The 16,853-nt window shown below is 72.0% G+C and carries 12 protein-coding genes and 1 tRNA gene; 8 read left to right on the top strand and 5 right to left on the bottom strand.

The features are described 5' to 3' along the window. The first annotated feature begins 2 nt into the window (after window positions 1-2). Complete coding sequence (locus tag AC067Z_RS26780) at window positions 3-3,005, top strand: tetratricopeptide repeat protein (protein ID WP_478792159.1); 3,003 nt, start codon at window positions 3-5, stop codon at window positions 3,003-3,005. 30 nt (window positions 3,006-3,035) lie between these two features. On the opposite strand, the gene AC067Z_RS26775 is transcribed toward AC067Z_RS26780, so the two are convergent. Next, window positions 3,036-5,351, bottom strand: coding sequence for a hypothetical protein (locus tag AC067Z_RS26775; protein ID WP_478792158.1), 2,316 nt, complete (start codon window positions 5,349-5,351; stop codon window positions 3,036-3,038). Window positions 5,352-5,354: 3 nt separating this feature from the next. Beyond that, window positions 5,355-5,427, bottom strand: a tRNA-Trp gene (locus tag AC067Z_RS26770). A 198-nt stretch (window positions 5,428-5,625) separates the two neighbouring features. Here AC067Z_RS26770 and AC067Z_RS26765 point away from each other — a divergent pair. The 6 genes from AC067Z_RS26765 to AC067Z_RS26740 all read left to right on the top strand — a co-directional run bounded on the left by AC067Z_RS26765 (window position 5,626) and on the right by AC067Z_RS26740 (window position 13,547). Then, complete coding sequence (locus AC067Z_RS26765; protein WP_478792157.1) at window positions 5,626-6,132, top strand: GNAT family N-acetyltransferase; 507 nt, start codon at window positions 5,626-5,628, stop codon at window positions 6,130-6,132. A 137-nt stretch (window positions 6,133-6,269) separates the two neighbouring features. Further along, entirely contained in the window at window positions 6,270-7,757 is a 1,488-nt protein-coding gene (locus AC067Z_RS26760; protein WP_478792156.1) for an aldehyde dehydrogenase family protein, read from the top strand. A gap of 15 nt (window positions 7,758-7,772) precedes the next feature. Then, complete coding sequence (locus tag AC067Z_RS26755) at window positions 7,773-9,317, top strand: GMC family oxidoreductase (RefSeq protein WP_478792155.1); 1,545 nt, start codon at window positions 7,773-7,775, stop codon at window positions 9,315-9,317. Continuing rightward, window positions 9,314-10,447, top strand: coding sequence for a quaternary amine ABC transporter ATP-binding protein (locus AC067Z_RS26750; protein ID WP_478792154.1), 1,134 nt, complete (start codon window positions 9,314-9,316; stop codon window positions 10,445-10,447). Before AC067Z_RS26755 ends, AC067Z_RS26750 begins: the two co-directional genes overlap by 4 nt. Before the next feature lie 46 nt (window positions 10,448-10,493). Next, window positions 10,494-12,491 (top strand): ABC transporter permease subunit, encoded by a 1,998-nt coding sequence (locus AC067Z_RS26745; RefSeq protein ID WP_478792153.1) that lies wholly within the window; start codon window positions 10,494-10,496, stop codon window positions 12,489-12,491. A 90-nt stretch (window positions 12,492-12,581) separates the two neighbouring features. After that, entirely contained in the window at window positions 12,582-13,547 is a 966-nt protein-coding gene (locus AC067Z_RS26740; RefSeq protein WP_478792152.1) for an ABC transporter substrate-binding protein, read from the top strand. Window positions 13,548-13,733: 186 nt separating this feature from the next. Here the strand turns inward: AC067Z_RS26740 and AC067Z_RS26735 are convergent, their stop codons facing one another. From AC067Z_RS26735 to AC067Z_RS26725, 3 genes are read right to left on the bottom strand one after another with little or no spacing between them, the layout of a single operon-like run. Next, window positions 13,734-14,075 carry a hypothetical protein gene (locus AC067Z_RS26735; protein ID WP_478792151.1) on the bottom strand — a complete coding sequence of 114 codons (342 nt, stop codon included), beginning with the start codon at window positions 14,073-14,075 and terminating at the stop codon, window positions 13,734-13,736. 51 nt (window positions 14,076-14,126) lie between these two features. Continuing rightward, window positions 14,127-14,864 (bottom strand): isocitrate lyase/PEP mutase family protein, encoded by a 738-nt coding sequence (locus tag AC067Z_RS26730; RefSeq protein WP_478792150.1) that lies wholly within the window; start codon window positions 14,862-14,864, stop codon window positions 14,127-14,129. 14 nt (window positions 14,865-14,878) lie between these two features. Further along, a complete protein-coding gene (locus tag AC067Z_RS26725) occupies window positions 14,879-15,373 on the bottom strand; it encodes a carboxymuconolactone decarboxylase family protein (protein WP_478792149.1) in 495 nt (164 codons plus the stop codon). 47 nt (window positions 15,374-15,420) lie between these two features. On the opposite strand from AC067Z_RS26725, the gene pdxR reads away from it, so the two are divergent. Further along, entirely contained in the window at window positions 15,421-16,830 is a 1,410-nt protein-coding gene (pdxR, locus tag AC067Z_RS26720; protein ID WP_478792148.1) for a MocR-like pyridoxine biosynthesis transcription factor PdxR, read from the top strand. Window positions 16,831-16,853 lie beyond the last annotated feature (23 nt).

Genomic DNA, 16,853 nt, shown 5'->3' with positions numbered 1-16,853 from the left:
CCGTGGTGGGCGCATGGGTCGACCGTCGCCGTCTCGCCGAGGTGTGGGCGGCCCGTCCGGCGGGTGAGCGCGGAGCGTCGTTCGGCACGGGGACCCTGATCGCCGGGCGCCTGGTGCTGACCGCCTGGCACGTCCTCACCGATGAACGGGGCCGTCCGTACGAGCGGGTGCTGGTCCGGCTCGTCGGCGGAGCGCTGTGCGACGCGCAGGTCGTCTGGGCGGATGCGGCGGTGGACGCAGCCCTGATCGAGGTCCCGGACGCGGGGGAGCCGGACGGCCGGCTGATGCCGGAGGGCATGGCGCCGGTCCGGTTCGGCCGTCTCGTAGGCCAAGGAGTACGGGTCGCCTGCCAGGCGACCGGATTCCCCGACAGCCTCACGCCGACGGGCAGCGACCGCGAGATCGACCAGGTCGACGGGCACATCAATCCGACCGCCGGGTCGCGGACGGAGCAGTACCTGATCACGGTCGGGCACCGGCCCGACCACAGCAGGCCGGCACCCGGCGCGCGGCGTGCGGGCTGGCACGGCATCTCGGGGGCGGCCGTCACCTGCGGATCCCTCGTCACGGGTGTGGTCACGGAGGACACCCCCGGCTTCGATTCCCGTCGTCTGACCGCGACGCCGATCCATGTGCTGGCCCGGCGACCGGACTTCCGCCGCGTGATCGAGAACGCCGCGGGCCGGAGCCTGGTGCTCGAACCGGCCGAGATGCAGGACGTCTTCACCCCCTGGTACCCGGCCCTCGCACCCGCGTCCCCCGCATCCCTGCTGCGGCCGGAGTACGAGATCGTCTCGTTCCGTCCCCGCGCCGAACTCGGCACGCTGCTGGAGTGGTGTCGCAGCCGCCACCTGCTGTCCGGACTGCTGATGACCGGACCCGGCGGCCAGGGCAAGACCCGCCTCGCCCGTGAAGTGGCGTCGCGGCTGGGGGCCGAGGAGTGGGCGGTGGGGCATCTGGCGCAGGCGGAACAGCTGGCGGCCGAGCATCTCCGGGTGCTTGCGTCGGCCGCCCAGCCCCTGCTGCTGATCGTCGACTACGCCGAGACGCGTACCGCCTTCGCCACGGCACTGGTCAACCACCTGGCCAACCACCCCAGCGGCCATCCCGTCAGGGTGCTGATGATCGGGCGGACGGACGGCGACTGGTGGCAGCAGGTGCGCCGGGACGCCGCGCCGGGGGCGCTCGCCGCCCGGCCGCTGGAACTTCCGCTGCTCGAAGCGGCGGACGGCGCTTTGCTGACGGACGCCCGTGAGCAGGCACGGCAGCAGCTCGCCGCAGCCCTCGCGCGGATTCCCGGGTACGGCGTCACGGGCGGCCAGGACGGACCGGGCGGCAAGGACGGACCGGCCGGCCGCGGGCCCGCCGGGCCGGGCAGCGGAGAGGCACCGGCCCCTGGCGCCGGCCACGCGCTGACCCTGCACATGTCCGCGCTCGCCGATCTGCTCACCGGGGACGGCGCCGCGCAGGACAGCCCCGAGGACGTCATCCTCAGCCATGAGCACTCCTACTGGAGCCGTACCGCCCACCACCACGGGCTCGGTTCCGAGCAGCAGCGGCTGACAGCACTGACCACCGCTCTGCTCACGGGAGCGGATTCGCGGCCCCGGGCCGTGGACACGCTCGCCCTCGTCCCCGGGCTCCGCGACACGTCCGAGGACACCCGGCTGCGTCTCGCGACCTGGATCCACGACCTCTATCCACCCGACACCCCGCGTGCGTACTGGGGAAGCGTCCACCCGGACAGGCTGGCCGAGCACCATCTGGCACGCGAGCTCACCAAGCATCCCGAACTTCTCGACGCGGTCCTGCCGCACATCACCCACCAGCAGGCACTGCACGCACTGACGGTCCTCACCCGGGCCCTCGCGCTCCCGCTGAGCACCGACGCACTCGGTGAGCGGCTGCGGAGCCTGATCGGCGACCATCCCGCGACGCTCGCGCTGCCCGCGGTCACCATCGCCCCGCAGGCCCAGACACCTGGGCCGCTGCTCGACGCGTTGCAGCCGATCTGCTCTTCGACACAGCTGTCGGACGAGCTGCGCGACCGGTTGTACGCCGCGATTCCCGACCAGACGCAGCGGCTGGCCGACCACGCGCTGACGCTCGTCGGCCGCCAGGTCGATCAGCACGCGCAATCCGTCGCGTCCGCCGGGTGGTGGCGGACGCTGCGGCGCCGGCGGGACACCAGCGGCATCGAGAAGCTCGCCGGGGCGCTGGACAACCTGTCGATCCGGCTGGCCGAGCTGGGGCGGTGGGAGGAGGCGCAGACGGCGAGCACACGCGCGGTGGAACTCCGGGAGAAGCTGGCGGCGGCCCGTCCCGAGGAGTTCCTGCCGGACCTGGCGGTGTCGTTGAACAATCTGTCGGCGGATCTTGCCGGGGTGGGGCGGTGGGAGGAGGCGTTGGCGGCGAGTACGCGTGCGGTGGAGATCCGTGAGGAGCTGGCGGCGGCCCGCCCGGAGGTCTTTCTGCCCGATTTCGCGGTGTCGTTGAACAACTTGTCGGCGGATCTTGCCGGGGTGGGGCGGTGGGAGGAGGCGTTGGCGGCGAGTACGCGTGCGGTGGAGATCCGTGAGGAGCTGACAGCCGCCCGCCCGGAGGTCTTCCTGCCCTACCTCGCGGTGTCGCTCAACAACCACTCCAACCGGCTGGCGCAGCTGGGGCGGCAGAAAGAGGCACTGGAGGCGATCATGCGCGCGGTGGTGATCCGGGAACGACTGGCGCGGGCGAATCCGGACGCCTTTCTGCCCGACCTGGCGGTGTCACTGAGCAACTGCGCGGTCCGCCTGGACGAGTCCGGGAACCGCCCGGAAGCGTTGTCCTCGGTGAACATGGCCATCGGTCTTCTCGAAACGCTGGCGTCGGGGCGACCCGCGGTCTTCAACGAACTCCTGACCCAGTGCAGGGCGCAGCAGGCGGCGCTGAGCGGCCCTCCTGCCATCCCCGAGCAGCAGGAGAGCGTGGACGCAAGGTGGGTCGGCGGGCGACCGGCCGAGCGCTGAGAGCGCGCACGGCAGGCCGCAGGAATCACCTCAGCGCGGAGTCCGGCCATCCCGGCCGGGCTCCGCCCGCATCCAGTGGCCGTCGGTGGCCCAGCCGACGAAGCGTCGTGCCCCGCCCCCGTCCGCCGTGCCGTCCGCGGCGAACATCCCGCCCGCGGCGACCAGTCGCAGGCCGGCCAGGGCCGGAGCGAGCCGGGCTGCGACGTGGGCGGGGTGGCGCTTCGCCTCCCCGGACAGCCGCGCGAGCACCCCGGTCCGCTGCTCCTCCGTGCAGAGGGACAGGTGGAAGAGCATCTGCCGCCAGGCGTACGCGGCGTCCTTGATCGTGCCCAGCGGACGCGGGTTGCCCTGCAGGCGGGCGGTCAGCCGGCACACCGTGTCGAAGCAGCGGACGGCCAGGTCGTCCCAGCCGGGCTCCGGTGCGGTGCCCGCCCGGTGGACGAGCGTGGCGAGGTTGTGCGTCGTGAGGATCTGCGCCTGCTCGATGACTTTGCCGTTCGCCGCGACCGACGTGAACGGGTCGGTCCCGGCCCGCTCGATGCACAGCTGCGCGAAACCGGGAGACGTCCGGGCACCGTACGAGCGGCCCGCCGCCTCGCTCGCCTCGGTGATCGCCAGATTGCGGATCGCGGCGTAGTCGATCCCGTAGTACCGCTCGTACAGCGTGCCGCGCAGAAGCTCGGCGGCGATCCGCGCCGCCGCGAGGAACTTGGGGCCGAACGTGCCCATGAAGATGTCCGCTGCCAGCTCCTCGACCAGCGGCGCGCCCAGGTCGGCCTGACGGGCGAGCACGGCGAGTTCACGGACGAGGGGGTTCGGCAGGATCGTGCCCGGGAAGCCCTGCACGGCCAGCTCGCCGAGCTCCCGCAGAGCGGTGTGCGCGGGTTCCTCGGCCGCGGCGCCGTTTCCGCGGTGCGCGGACACCGCCCGCACCCACGGCAGTTCCTCGATCCGTACCTGCCGCTCGAGGTTGAGCAGAAGCAGGGAACGGCGGTTGCGGAACGCCCGGTAGTTCGCCGCCATCAGCGTGCGCAGCGACTCCTCCTCGTACGCCTGGGCCGTGGTGGCGGCGACCAGCTGCGGCACGAGCTCGGCCAGCACCTCGGCCGACGGAACCACACCGCGCTCCACGAGCGTGCCGATCGGCGCGCTCAGCGCGGCCTCGACGACGTGGCGGACCGACGGCGGGACAGCGGCCCCGGCAGGCAGCCCGGTGTCCTTGTGCTCCTGTTCGGTCACGGGCGCGACGAGCGGTGCGACATCGGCCGCGCCCACGTCCTGGGGCAGTCCGGACAGCCGGCGCACCACGAGCCGGGCCAGCGCATGGTGTGACGGGAGTGCGGCCTGCGCCGCCTGCTCCCGGCGCAGCGAGGTGTGGCGGCGGGAACCGGGCAGGCCGCGCTTGGCGGCCATGGACATGACGGCGTGCTTCAGCAGTCCGAGCCGCCGCGCGTCCAGCGGACGTCCGGCGACGGCCTCCTCCAGCGCCCCGCGCAGGATGGCCAGATTCTCCTTGGGGCGGCGGTGCTTGGTGCAAAGGGTGTGTTCCTCGGCCAGCAGCCGGTAGCGGCGCAGCAGTTCCGCGCCGCGCTCCTCCCAGCCGGGGCCGGCCGTCCCGACGTCACCCGGCCCCGCCGTCTCCAGCCAGTGCGCGAGCAGCTCGTCCGCGAACGGCTGCCAGACGGCCAGTGCTTCCCGCTGCGCCTCCACGGCGGTGTTGGGGCCGCGCCGGGCCAGGTTCGCGCCGGCGTCGGCGACGGTACGCCGGTGCACGGCGCGGACGTCCGGTGTGGGCGCCTGTGCCTGCCGGGGTGCGAACCGCAGCTGGTCCGCGAACGGCTCCAGCACCTCGACGAGTTCCACGGCGCTCGCGATCTCCCCGGCGCGCACCAGCCACGCCACCGTGAGCAGGGCGGCCTCCTCTGGCACGGACACCTCGTAGTGGCCGCCGTCCAGCAGGTCCCACAGGTGGGCGAGACCGGGCTCGGTCAGGAGGTGGACGAACAGTGCGCGCCGGTCCTCCGGCACACCGGCCCGGCGGGCGGCCGTGCTCTCGTACTGCTGCAGCGGCCCGCCCGCGGCGGCAGTACCGGTGGCGAAGCCGCCCCGCACCACTTCCGGGGTCGCCCAGGCGGGAAGCCCGGTCACGGGCGTACGCGAACCGATCCGCAGCCGCCCGTCGGCCATTCCGGCGATCACGGCATGCCAGCGGCGGCCCCGGTCCTCGGCCCGGAGGCGGGTCGCGGGGTCGTCGTGCGTCAGCGCGGTGGTGAAGGCCCTGACCAGCTGGGTCCGGGCGTAGGACGGCCCGGCGGTGAGTGGCTGCTGCTCAGCGTGCTCGTTCATAAGCCGACGTGGCGGGTCCTGCCCCCGCGTCCTCCGGGTCTGGAGCCCGGTGCTCTGGCTGCTGAGCTACACGTCGATGGGAGGTGACGCTAGACGGCGAACGGGGCGCGGTACAACGGGGTTTCGGGGCTCGAGCCGTGGCCCCGGGCCGGGCGGGCCATGTCCGGTGCGCTAACCTCCCTGCACAGCAAGCCTTCCGGCCCGGATCACGTATCCGAGCACCGGGAGGCTTTTTCGCGTTCCGAGCACCGTCCTCACCGCGAGAAGGATTCCCATGACCGACATCACCGTGCGCGGCGCCGATGCCGCCGAGCGTCCCGTACTGCTGCGTCTGTGGCAGCTGTTCCGACACGACCTGTCCGCGTTCCAGGGCGGGCAGCTCCCGAACCCTGACGGGACCTACGGCAGTGAGCGCCTGGAGGAGGCGTTCGGCAACCCCGACCGGGCGCTGTACCTGATCGTGAGCGGTGAGCGGCCCGTCGGGTTTGCCCTCGTGCGGGGGCTGGAAGGGCCGGTGAATGTACTGAGCGGGTTCTTCGTGGTGCGGGGCGCGCGCCGGGGCGGGGTCGGGATGCGGGCCGTGCTGGATGTCGTCGGCCGGCATCCGGGGCCCTGGGAGATCGCCTTCCAGGACGCGAACACGGCCGCGGTGCGGTTCTGGCGGCGGGTCGCCGGCCGGATCGCCGGTGAGGAATGGACCGAGGAGCGCCGGTCCGTGCCGGGCAAGCCCGATGTGTCGCCGGACACATGGATCTCCTTTTCTGCCGACAGGGAGGGGTGAGACCGACAACGAAACGTGAGGCAGAACACTTTCCGTGAACCGTTGCGCATGGTTCCTCGCTGGCGGGGCAGGGGGCCAGATCGCCGGGGTGGGTAACCGGTGCGGTACAAAACGGGAACGAAAGGCCAAACAGGAACGTGTCGGCAGCAGAACAGACCATCCACGTGGGCGGAGAGTGGCGCTCCGCCGTCTCCGGCGCCACGCGCGACATCATCGACCCCGTCGACGGGAGCGTCTTCGCCGTCGTGTCGGAGGGCGGCACCGCCGACACCGATGATGCCGTCGCCGCCGCGCGCGCCGCCTTCGACGACGGCACCTGGCCGCGCACACCCGCCGCCGAGCGGGCCGCCCTGCTGCGACGCGTCGCAGCCCTGCTGGAGCGGGACCGGGAGAAGATCGGCGCCCTGGAGAGCCGGGACGCGGGCAAGACCCTCGAAGAGGGGCGGGTCGACGTCGACTGCGTGCGCGACGCCTTCGCCTACTTCGCCGACCTCATCGTGAACGAGAGCGGCGGCCGGGTCGTCGACGCGGGATCGGACGAGATCCACAGCGTGGTCGTGCACGAGCCCGTCGGCGTCTGCGCGCTGATCACACCGTGGAACTACCCCCTGCTCCAGGCCAGCTGGAAGGTCGCTCCGGCGCTCGCCGCCGGCAACACCGTCGTGATCAAGCCGAGCGAGATCACCCCGCTCACCACCGTCGTGCTCATCGAACTCCTGATGGAGGCCGGGCTGCCGCCGGGCGCCGCGAACATCGTCACCGGCCCCGGCCACTCCGTCGGCTCCCGGCTCGCCGAGCACCCCGACGTGGACCTCGTCTCCTTCACCGGCGGCCTCGCCAGCGGCACCAAGGTCGCGAAGGCCGCCGCCGACACCGTCAAGAAGGTCGCCCTCGAACTCGGCGGCAAGAACCCGAACGTCGTGTTCGCCGACGCCTGCGCCACGCCCGAGGGCTTCGACACCGCGGTCGACCAGGCGCTCAACGCCGCGTTCATTCACAGCGGCCAGGTCTGCTCCGCCGGGTCCCGGCTCATCGTCGAGGAGTCGCTGCGCGAACGCTTCGTCGCCGAACTCGCCCGCAGGGCCGAGAAGATCCGCCTCGGCCGCGGCACCGACGACGGCGTCGAATGCGGCCCGCTCGTCTCCGAGCAGCAGCTTGCCAAGACCGAGGACTTCGTCGCCTCGGCACTCAAGGAGGGCGCGGTGCTCAGGGCCGGCGGCGAAAGGCCGGACGGGCCCGGCTATTTCTACCGGCCCACCGTCCTCGACAGGTGCAACCGCCGGATGCGCGTCGTGCGCGAGGAGATCTTCGGACCGGTCCTCACCGTGGAGACCTTCCGCACCGAGGACGAGGCCGTCGCCCTCGCCAACGACACCGAGTACGGACTCGCCGGCGCCGTGTGGACCTCCGACGCGGGCCGTGCCCGGCGCGTCGCCGGCCTGCTGCGCCACGGCACCGTCTGGATCAACGACTTCCACCCCTACCTGCCGCAGGCGGAATGGGGCGGCTTCGGCAAGTCGGGCACCGGCCGGGAGCTGGGCCCGACCGGTCTCGCGGAGTACCGCGAGGCCAAGCACATCTACCAGAACCTCGCTCCGCGCCCCGTGCGCTGGTTCGCGGGCTGAGCGGAGGACGACCACATGACCGACAACCGCGTCTACGACTACGTCGTCGTCGGCGGCGGCACCGCCGGATCGGTGATCGCCTCCCGTCTCACCGAGAACCCGGATGTCACCGTCGCCGTCATCGAGGGCGGTCCCAGTGACGTCGGCCGCGACGACGTGCTGACCCTGCGCCGCTGGATGGGCCTGCTCGGCGGAGAACTCGACTACGACTACCCGACCACCGAGCAGCCCCGTGGCAATTCGCACATCCGCCACAGCCGCGCCCGCGTGCTCGGCGGCTGCTCCTCCCACAACACCCTCATCGCCTTCAAACCGCTGCCGTCCGACTGGGACGAGTGGGCCGCGGCCGGCGCCGAGGGCTGGGACGCGGCCGCCATGGACCCGTACTTCGCGAAGCTGCGCAACAACATCGTCCCCGTCGACGAGGCCGACCGGAACGCCATCGCCCGCGACTTCGTCGACGCCGCGCGGACCGCACTCGAAGTCCCGCGCGTCGAGGGCTTCAACCGGAAGCCCTTCCATGAGGGAGTCGGCTTCTTCGACCTCGCGTACCACCCCGAGAACAACAAGCGGTCCTCCGCCTCGGTCGCGTATCTGCACCCGTTCCTGGACCGGCCGAACCTGCACATCGCCCTGGAGACCTGGGCGTTCGGTCTCGAGCTCGACGGCACGCGGGCGACCGGCGTGCGCGTACGGACCAAGGACGGCGAGGAGCACGTCGTACAGGCGCGGCGCGAAGTCCTGGTGTGCGCGGGCGCCGTGGACACCCCGCGGCTGCTGATGCACTCGGGCATCGGGCCGCGCGCCGACCTGGAGAAGCTCGGCATCCCCGTCGTGCACGACCTGCCGGGCGTCGGCGAGAACCTGCTCGACCACCCTGAGTCGGTCATCGTCTGGGAGACGCACGGGCCGATCCCGGAGAACTCCGCCATGGACTCCGACGCGGGACTCTTCGTCCGCCGGGACCCGGACAGCGCGGGGCCCGACCTGATGTTCCACTTCTACCAGATCCCGTTCACCGACAACCCGGAGCGCCTGGGCTACGAACGGCCCCCGCACGGCGTGTCGATGACACCGAACATCCCCAAGCCCAAGAGCCGCGGCCGGCTGTATCTGACCAGCGCGGACCCCGAGGTCAAACCGGCGCTCGACTTCCGCTACTTCACCGACGAGGACGACTACGACGGCCGCACGCTGGTCGACGGCATCCGGATCGCGCGGCGGATCGCGGCGCAGGAGCCGCTCGCCGGCTGGCTCAAGCGGGAGGTCTGCCCGGGGCCCGAGGTCACCTCGGACGAGGAACTCGGCGAGTACGCGCGCAAGGTTGCGCACACGGTCTACCACCCGGCCGGAACGTGCCGGATGGGTGCTGCCGACGACGCCCTGGCCGTCGTCGCACCCGACCTGAGGATCCGGGGCCTGGACGGCATCCGGATCGCCGACGCGTCCGTCTTCCCGACGATGACGGCCGTCAACCCGATGATCGGCGTGCTGATGGTCGGCGAGAAGTGCGCCCAACTGCTCGTAGAGGAAGCCGACACGAGAGGCGTGACCCGATGAAGTCCGAATCCCCTGCTGGATCCGCCTCCGAGGCGACACCCGCACCCGAGAGCGTGCCCCTGACGAAGGCCGCGGAGGCCGGCGAACAGCCGCCCGTCTTCTCCGTGCGCAACCTGTGGAAGGTTTTCGGCCCGAAGGCCGACCGCGTTCCCGTGAACCCCGAACTCGCCGCGCTCACCCCCACCGAGCTGCGCGACCGCACCGGCTGCACCGCCGCCGTGCGCGACGTCTCGTTCGATGTCCGCAAGGGTGAGGTCTTCGTCGTCATGGGCCTGTCCGGGTCCGGCAAGTCGACGCTCGTCCGCTGTCTCACCCGGCTGATCGAGCCGACGTCCGGAGCGATCGCCATCGACGGCGAGGAGGTGCTCTCCATGGACACCGCCCGCCTGCGCGAACTGCGCCGTCACCGCGCCTCCATGGTCTTCCAGCACTTCGGCCTGCTGCCGCACCGCTCGGTGCTCGACAACGTCGCCTACGGCCTGGAGATCCAGGGCATGGGGAAGGCCGCGCGCCGCTCCCGCGCCGCCGAGGTCGTCGCGAAGGTGGGCCTCGAGGGCCTCGAGCACCGCCGCCCCGGACAGCTCTCCGGCGGACAGCAGCAGCGGGTCGGACTGGCGCGAGCGCTGGCCGTCGACCCCGAAGTGCTGCTGTTCGACGAGCCGTTCAGCGCGCTCGACCCGCTGATCCGGCGCGACATGCAGGAGGAGGTCGTACGGCTGCACCGCGAGGAGGGCCGCACGATGCTCTTCATCACGCACGACCTGAGCGAGGCGCTCAAGCTCGGCGACCGCATCGCGCTGATGCGGGACGGCCGGATCGTGCAGCTGGGCACCCCCGAGGAGATCGTGGGCTCGCCCGCCGACGACTACGTACGGGACTTCGTCCGGGACGTGCCGCGCGAACAGGTCATGACCGTGCGGACGGCCATGCGCCCCGCGGAGGCGGCCGAGACGGAGGCCGGCCCCGCGCTCGCCCCCCACGCGACCGTCTTCGAGGCGATCGAGGCCGTCGCCCGTACCGGCCAGACGGCGCGCGTCGTCGAGGACGGCCGCTGCATCGGCGTCGTCGACCACGCGAGCCTGCTCGGTGTCGTCGCCGGTGTGACCGCCGCCGAGGGGGTGGCGGCGTGATACCGCATCCGTGTCCTCACCTCGCCCCGGACGGGCGGTGGTCGCGATGACCGCCACCGTCACGGCGCCCGCCCCGAAGAAGGCGGACCAGACGGACGGGACACCCGCCCGGCGGTCCCTCCCCGACCTGCTGCGCCACCCCGTCAAGGGCAAGCTGCTCGGGCTCGCCCTGCTCGCGGCCGTGCTCGTGCCGACGTCGATCGGCCTGTGGGGCAGCGGCAGCTGGCCCGCCGCCCTGAGCGTCGACATCTCCGCACCGCTCGACGACGCCAACCAGTGGGTGATCGACAACCGCGACACCCACCCCCTCTTCCTCTACTTCCTGCTCCATCTGGCCAACACCGCCACCGACGCGGTGAGCGGCGTGTACAACCTGTTGGACTCCATGGGCTGGACCGGTGTGCTCGCCGCCGGCGTGCTGTTCGCCTGGCGTGCCGCCGGGCTCGGACGATCCGGCGTCAAGGTCGCGGCGACCGCCTTCGGCGCGTTCGCGGTGTGCGGGCTGCTGGGCATGTGGGACGCCACGATGCTCACCCTCGCGCTCATGGTGGTGGCGGTCGCCCTCGCGGCGCTGATCGGTGTGCTCATCGGCCTGCTCGCCGGGCTGTCCGACCGCGTCGACCGTGCGCTGCGGCCACTGCTCGACACCATGCAGGTGCTGCCGGCCTTCGCGTATCTGCTGCCGTTCGTGCTCGTCTTCGGCACCGGCACGCCGGCCGCGTTGTTCTGCACCGTCATCTACGCGGCCCCGCCCATGGCCCGTCTGACCGCGCTCGGTCTGCGCGGCGCGGACCCGTCCGTGCTGGAGGCGTCGGCGTCGCTCGGCGCAAGCCCCTGGCAGCGGCTGCGCACCGCCCGGCTGCCGCTGGCCCGCCGGCAGATGCTCCTCGGCCTCAACCAGACGATCATGATGGCGCTGTCGATGGTCGTCATCGCGGCGCTCGTCGGCGCCGGCGGTCTCGGCGAAGAGGTCTACTCGGCGCTGTCCACGGTGGACGTGGGCAAGGCGCTCGCCGCCGGTGTTCCGATCGTGCTGATCGCCGTCTGGCTCGATCGTACGACCGCGGCGGCAGGCGACCGGATCGGCCGCAGCACGCCGGGCGGCGGACCGCTGCACGGCCGTTCCGGCTGGGCACTGGTGGTCGTGGGAGTCGTCGCGGCCGTGCTCGCCCGGTTCGCGGTCGGCAAGGCATGGCCGGAAGCCTGGACGTTCGCCATCTCGACGCCCGTCAACAAGGCCCAGGGCTGGATCACCGACAACCTCGCCTCGGGCATCCCCGTGCTCGGCGGCACCGAGGTCTGGTCCGAGCAGTTCACCCTCTGGGTCCTCAACCCGCTGCGGGACGGCCTGCTGTGGCTGCCGTGGTGGGCGGTGCTGCTGCTCGTCGCCGCCGTGGCCTGGCTCGTCGGCACCTGGGCGACCGCGCTGACCGCGACGCTCGCGATGGCGGCGATCGGCGTGCTCGGGGTGTGGACCAAGTCCCTGGACACGCTCTCCCAGGTGCTCGCGGCGCTCGTCGTCACCCTCGTGGTGGGCGTGCTCGCCGGCATCCTGTGCGCCCGCGCCGGACGGCTCGAACGCTGGCTGCGGCCCGTACTCGACGCCATGCAGACGATGCCGCAGTTCGTCTACCTCATCCCGGTCGTCGCACTCTTCGGCGTCACCCGCGCCTCGGCGATCATCGCCGCCGTCGTGTACGCGCTGCCCGCCGTCGTCCGCATCACCACCCAGGGGCTGCGCGAGGTCGACCCCGCCGCGCTGGAGGCCGCACGCTCCCTGGGCGCGTCGACCAGGCAGCAGCTCCTCCAGGTCCAGCTGCCGCTCGCCCGCCCGGCGCTCCAGCTGGCCGTCAACCAGGGCGTCGTCCTGGTCCTGGCCGTGGTCGTCGTCGGCGGTCTCGTCGGCGGAGGCGCGCTCGGCTACGACGTCGTCAAGGGCCTGTCTCGCGGCGAGATGGGCATCGGCATGACCGCCGGCCTGGCGATCGTCTGCCTGGGCCTTGTACTCGACCGGGTGACCCAGCCCGCCCGCAGGCGCGGCTGAGCGGCCGTGCGCCACCGCAACCGGACCGGGGCCACCGGCCCCGCCACCACACTCCCTTCCGTCCCCGTCACACACAGCAGGAGCACCGCCATGCGAAACCGGACCAGAATCCTCCGCGCCACTGCCGCCGCCACCGCAGCCCTGGGTGTGCTCTCGCTCAGCGCGTGCAGCGCTGCCGACACCGGCAAGAGCCAGCAGGCCGGCGGGGAGAAGACCGTGCGGCTGACCGTCCCCTCGTGGGTCGGCGCCCAGGCCAACACCGCCGTCGCCGCCTACCTCCTGAAGAACGAGCTCGGCTACGAGGTCAAGCAGCAGCAGATGGGCGAAGTGCTCGCCTGGGACGCACTGTCCAAGGGCGACATCGACGCGATCATGGAGGACTGGGGGCACCCCAAGGAGGAGAAGCAGTACGTCGAGCAGAAGAAGACCGTCGTCAAGGGCGGTGACCTCGGCGTCGAGGGCCACATCGGCTGGTTCGTGCCGAAGTACTTCGCCGACGCGCACCCCGACGTGACGGACTGGAAGAACCTCAACAAGTACGCCAAGGACTTCAAGACCGCGGAGAGCGGTGACAAGGGCGAGATCCTCGAAGGCTCGCCCGACTACGTCACCAACGACGACGCGATCATCAAGAACCTCAAGCTGGACCTGAAGACCAACTACTCGGGCTCCGAGGCGGCGCAGATCACGGCGATCAAGAAGTACGCGAAGGAGAAGAAGCCCTTCCTCACGTACTGGTGGACGCCGCAGTGGCTCAACGCGCAGGTCGACATGGTCGAGGTCAAGCTGCCGGAGTACAAGGAGGGCTGCGACGCCGACCCGAAGAAGGTCGCCTGCGCCTACCCGAACACGCCGCTGCAGAAGTTCCTGAACGCCGACTTCGCCAAGAACGGCGGGGAGGCGGCCGAGTTCCTCAAGAACTTCACCTGGACGACCGAGCAGCAGAACGAGGTCGCGCTGATGATCGCGGGCGAGAAGATGTCGCCCGAGGCCGCGGCCGAGAAGTGGGTCAAGGCGAACGAGTCGACGTGGAAGGCGTGGCTTCCGAAGAAGTGACGCCCCCGCTGCAGTGACGCCGACGCCTCCGGGGCCCGGCCCGGCCAGACGGCCGGGCCGGGCCCCGGAGGGGCGTTGTGGTGCGGGTCCGGCCCTCAAGCCCGCGCCCTGCCCCGTCCGTGGCGCAGGGGCGCCCCGGCGGGGCGTTGCCGTGCCGGGAGGAGCCGGATCGCCCCCGAGGCCCGGCTATGCGGTGCGGCGTGCCGTCTCGGCGGACTCCGCCGACCTCGCCAGGTCCACCGCCGCCTTCAGGCTCAGGCCGGGCGCCGCGTCCCGCAGCGCCTTGATCGCCGGGATGGAGTCCGCCGGCCCCTGCACACCGGCCGCGTCGAGGCGCTGCCGCACCCAGCGGGCACGCACGTCGTCGTGCGTCGACGCCGCCTCGTCGGCCACGATCGCCAGCGCACGCTCCAGGCCCGCGCGTTCCTCCGGCCCGGCGCTGCCCAGCGCCGCGCGGAGGGCGTCCTCGATGGCGTCGGCGTCGCGCAGTACGACGACCGTCAATTCCTGCTTCGTGAGTCCGAACATGTCATGATCATCGTTTTGAAGAGGGCGCTGTTTCAACGGAGTTGAGCGACTTCAGAGGTTGCGGCCGCGCAATTCGCGGGCGAAGCCCGCCACGGCCGCCTGGGTGCGCCGCTGCAGACCCGGGCCGAAGGTGATGCGCGTGGCGCCCAGCCGGCCGAGCTCGGCGAGCGGCGGGTCGACCGCCGCGGCCCCGACGTTGATCGGGGCGTCCGTCGCGGCCCGCAGCAGCGGCAGTTGCTCGGGTGGTGCGCCGATCGGGTAGACGCAGTCCGCCCCCGCTCCGACGTACAGCCCGATACGGGCGACGGCCGCCTCCACCGGATCGTCCGCCCCGCGCAGGAACGTGTCGACGCGGGCGTTGACGAACAGCGCGTCACCCGCCTCCGCCCGTACCTCGGCCAGCCAGTCCGCGTGGCGGCGCGGGTCTTTGAGAGTCCCCGTCGCGGAGTCGGTGTCCTCCAAATTGCAACCGACCGCGCCCGCATCCAGGAGACGCCCCACCAGCTCCTTGGGCGGCAGACCGTAGCCGCCCTCCACATCCGCCGTGACCGGTACGTCGACCGCCCGCACGATCCGGGCGACGGCCGCGAACATCTCCTCCGCGGGAGTCGCCCCGTCCTCGTACCCGAGCGAGGCGGCGACCCCGGCGCTCGGCGTGGCGAGCGCCGGGAAGCCCGCGTCCGCGAACGCACGGGCGCTGGCCGCGTCCCACGGACCGGGCAGCACCAGCGGATCCTCGGTGTCCCTGCCGTGGTGCAGGGCGCGGAACGTCTCCACCTGAGCTGTCATCGAGTGATCCTCCGTCAGTGCTTCAGCGAGCCGGGCGTGTAGTGACCGGGGACGAGCCGACCGGTCACACCGAAGCGGTTCCACGCGTTGATCACGGTGATCGCCGCGATGAGATGGGCGAGTTCGGTCTCGTCGAAGTGCCGGGCCGCCTTCTCGTAGACCTCGTCCGGGACGAAGCCGTCGGTCAGCACGGTCACCGCCTCGGTGAGCTCGATCGCCGCGATCTCCTTCTCCGTGTAGAAGTGCTGCGACTCCTCCCAGGCGCTGAGCTGCACGATCCGCTCCACGGACTCGCCGGCCGCCAGCGCGTCCTTGCTGTGCATGTCGAGGCAGAAGGCACAGTGGTTGATCTGCGAGGCGCGGATCTTGACCAGCTCCAGCAGGGCGGGATCGAGGTTCTGCCGGGCAGCGCCGTCCAGCTTGACCATGGCCTTGTAGACGTCGGGGGCGAGCTCCGCGACGCTGATACGGGGCTTGTGTTCGGCTGCGTAGGTGTCGTTCGTCGTCATGGGTACGACCGTACGGGCCATGTGGCACAGCAGTATGGTCCATTTCCATGACGGATTCCTGGGCCACTTTCGGTGCCGACCTCCATCTGGAACTGCGCGGCTCCCGCCTCCGTACAGGCCTGATGGACGCGTTGCGGGAGGCCGCGCGCACGGGCAGGCTGGCGCCCGGCACCCGGCTGCCGTCGTCCCGCTCCCTCGCCGCCGACCTGGGCATCGCCCGCAACACCGTCGCCGACGCCTACGCGGAGCTGGTCGCCGAGGGCTGGCTGACCGCCCGGCAGGGTTCGGGCACCCGTGTCGCCCAGCGCTCCGCACCGCGGAAACCCTCCGCCGGGCCCGGCCGGGTGCGTGCGCGGCCCGTGCGCGGCCGGCCCACGTACAACCTGATGCCCGGCAGCCCCGACCTCGCGTCCTTCCCGCGTACGGAATGGCTCAAGGCCGCCAGAAGGGCATTGACGGCCGCGCCCCACGAGGCGTTCGGCTACGGCGACCCGCGCGGGCGCGTCGAATTGCGGACCGTGCTGGCGGACTATCTCGCCCGCGCCCGAGGGCTCCACGTCTCGCCCGAACGCATCGTCGTCTGCTCCGGCTTCGTGCACGGACTGGCCCTGATGGGCAAGGTCCTGAAACGGCGCCGGGTGCGGGACGTGGCCGTCGAGTCGTACGGGCTCGACATCCACTGGAACCAGTTGACCGATGCGGGCCTCGGGACGCCCGCGTTGGCCTTCGACCGCATCGGCACCCGCACCGAGGGGTTGGGCGGGATGCGGGGTACGGGGGCCGTGCTGATGACGCCCGCGCACCAGTTCCCTCTGGGTGTCGCGCTGCATCCCGACCGGCGGGCGGCGGCCGTCGACTGGGCGCGCCGCACGGGGAGTCTGATCCTGGAGGACGACTACGACGGGGAGTTCCGCTACGACCGCCAGCCCATCGGCGCACTCCAGGGGCTCGACCCGGAGCGTGTCGTGTACCTGGGCACCGCGAGCAAGTCACTGGCGCCCGGACTGCGGCTCGGCTGGATCGTGCTCCCGGAGAACCTGATCGGCGAGGTGCTGGAGGCGAAGGGCCGGGAGGAGTGGATGTCGAGCGCGACGGACCAGCTGACGCTGGCGGAGTTCATCGCGTCGGGCGCATACGACCGGCATGTACGCGGAATGCGGCTGCGCTACCGGCGGCGCCGCGACCAGCTCGTACGGACACTGGCGGAGCGCGCGCCGTCGATCCGGGTGAGCGGGATCGCGGCCGGGCTGCACGCGGTGCTCGAACTGCCGCCGGGCACCGAGGGGTCGGCGCTGCGCTCGGCGGCCTGGCACGGACTGGCGGTCGAGGGCGTGACCCGCTTCCGCCACCCGGACGCCGAACCGGGCGGCCCCGAGGGGCTCGTGGTGGGATACGCGACGCCGCCGGACAGCGCGTGGGCGGGTGCGCTGGACGCGCTGTGCAGATCGCTGGAGTAGGGGAGCGGGAAGCCCACGGGGCG

This window comes from Streptomyces sp. NPDC043812 (assembly GCF_056436245.1).
Note: the sequence above shows the minus strand (reverse complement) of the source record. Positions and strands in the feature narration are given on the sequence as shown.

Bases quoted from the DNA above. Each gene is read 5' to 3' on its own strand.
- pdxR (WP_478792148.1), top strand. From the start codon at position 15,421: ATGACGGATTCCTGGGCCACTTTCGGTGCCGACCTCCATCTGGAACTG.
- AC067Z_RS26745 (WP_478792153.1), top strand. From the start codon at position 10,494: ATGACCGCCACCGTCACGGCGCCCGCCCCGAAGAAGGCGGACCAGACG.
- AC067Z_RS26775 (WP_478792158.1), bottom strand. From the start codon at position 5,351: ATGAACGAGCACGCTGAGCAGCAGCCACTCACCGCCGGGCCGTCCTAC.
- AC067Z_RS26740 (WP_478792152.1), top strand. From the start codon at position 12,582: ATGCGAAACCGGACCAGAATCCTCCGCGCCACTGCCGCCGCCACCGCA.
- AC067Z_RS26725 (WP_478792149.1), bottom strand. From the start codon at position 15,373: ATGACGACGAACGACACCTACGCAGCCGAACACAAGCCCCGTATCAGC.
- AC067Z_RS26735 (WP_478792151.1), bottom strand. From the start codon at position 14,075: ATGTTCGGACTCACGAAGCAGGAATTGACGGTCGTCGTACTGCGCGAC.
- AC067Z_RS26755 (WP_478792155.1), top strand. From the start codon at position 7,773: ATGACCGACAACCGCGTCTACGACTACGTCGTCGTCGGCGGCGGCACC.
- AC067Z_RS26730 (WP_478792150.1), bottom strand. From the start codon at position 14,864: ATGACAGCTCAGGTGGAGACGTTCCGCGCCCTGCACCACGGCAGGGAC.
- AC067Z_RS26765 (WP_478792157.1), top strand. From the start codon at position 5,626: ATGACCGACATCACCGTGCGCGGCGCCGATGCCGCCGAGCGTCCCGTA.
- AC067Z_RS26750 (WP_478792154.1), top strand. From the start codon at position 9,314: ATGAAGTCCGAATCCCCTGCTGGATCCGCCTCCGAGGCGACACCCGCA.